General features: G+C 41.3%; 1 pseudogene. It reads left to right on the top strand.

Annotated features, from left to right (window positions below):
- Nucleotides 1-888 precede the first annotated feature (888 nt).
- Nucleotides 889-1,447: pseudogene (locus F6K20_RS38325) on the top strand (Uma2 family endonuclease); the annotation flags it as partial.

The following is a 1,447-nucleotide window of genomic DNA, read 5'->3' as shown; positions in this document are numbered from 1 at the left end:
ATTGGTGGGGATATAGGGATATAGGGAGATAGGGAGATAGCGGTGTGAACGCGCACCGTGGGGAATTTTTATTAATAAAAAGTGCGACCCGAAGGTGCGACCCAAGGGCGAGTAAATCGCCCTTGGCGCGCACCTATAGCGCGAATTTAATTCTTAATGGGTCAAGCGCACCTTAGGTATTTTTCACCTTAAAAATATCCTCTCACCAGCACCCCACTTCCCTTGAAGTTACAGTAGTTGAGGGTAGCATTTATGGTCGGCAGGTTATGGGCAACAGGTTTAAGTTTTTGTAATAAGGCTACCCTCTTCAAGGTTTCATCCCTTTCACGCTTATTGACCTGACAATTTATCCCAAAGAATGAAACAGCCCTGCCCTTAGTAAGGGGGGAATGGGAGCATTGGAGAGGGTTTGAAGGTTTTTTGCTAACTGAATAATATCCAATTTAAATGCGCAACAGCTTCAATTCAAAATGCCTAAAAAAAAAATTGGTATCTTGAACGTTTAATGTTGATTTTTATTACCCTGTTACAGAGAATAAAAATTTAGTTTAACAGAGCCTTGAAACCCCCAACTGTCTTATGCTTATCCTTGGGATTTTACACGATGATTGGACTAAGCTAATATCCCTTTAAAACCGTGTCTGTCTGGATGATATAAAATATCGTTTTTTTTAGCCTAATAAAGTACAATTTTTTTTTACATTTTCCCTCTTATAACTTTACTGCTCCGAAGCTCCGTTGGCGTTTGCGCAGGGTCGGGCAAAGCCCGAAAGCGTGGCCCACGGCCTTAGCTCCATGCTTCCTAAAACCAAAAAAAATGTACCTTACTAGCTTAAAAAGCGCTATACTATAATTGAGAAAACTATTGCTACTATCTAAACTGATAAGATGAACCCTAATACCGTCAGTTTACCGGCTAGGCTCGAATTAATTATTGACTTAACTGACAAGCAATTTTTTCAGCTTTGTCAAACTAACCGTGACTTGAGATTCGAGCGTACAGCTAAAGGATAATTAATTATTATGCCACCTACGGGTAGCAAAACTAGCGTACGCAATGCTGATCTAACGTATCAGTTAAGAGCTTGGAGTCGCCAAAATCAGCTAGGAAAATCCTTTGACTCTTCCGGTGGTTTCAAACTTTCCTCGGGTGCAGAGCGCTCTCCAGATGCGTCTTGGGTGAAAATTGAACGGTGGAATGCTTTGACTCAAGCGGAAAAAGAAAGATTTGCTCCTTTGTGCCCCGATTTTGTGGTTGAATTAATGTCTCCCAGTTATTCCCTGGAAAAGACACAGGCCAAAATGAGGGAATATAGGGATAATGGCGCAAGACTGGGATGGTTAATTAATCGCCAACAGCAGCAAGTATAAATTTATCCTCCCGATCGAGATGTGGAAATTTTAACTAGTCCACAAACATTATCAGGAGAGGATAGGATGTTTTGCC

This window comes from Moorena sp. SIO2C4 (assembly GCF_010672485.1).
Taxonomy (GTDB): Bacteria; Cyanobacteriota; Cyanobacteriia; order Cyanobacteriales; family Coleofasciculaceae; genus Moorena; species Moorena producens.
This window is presented reverse-complemented; position numbering and strand designations above follow the sequence as displayed.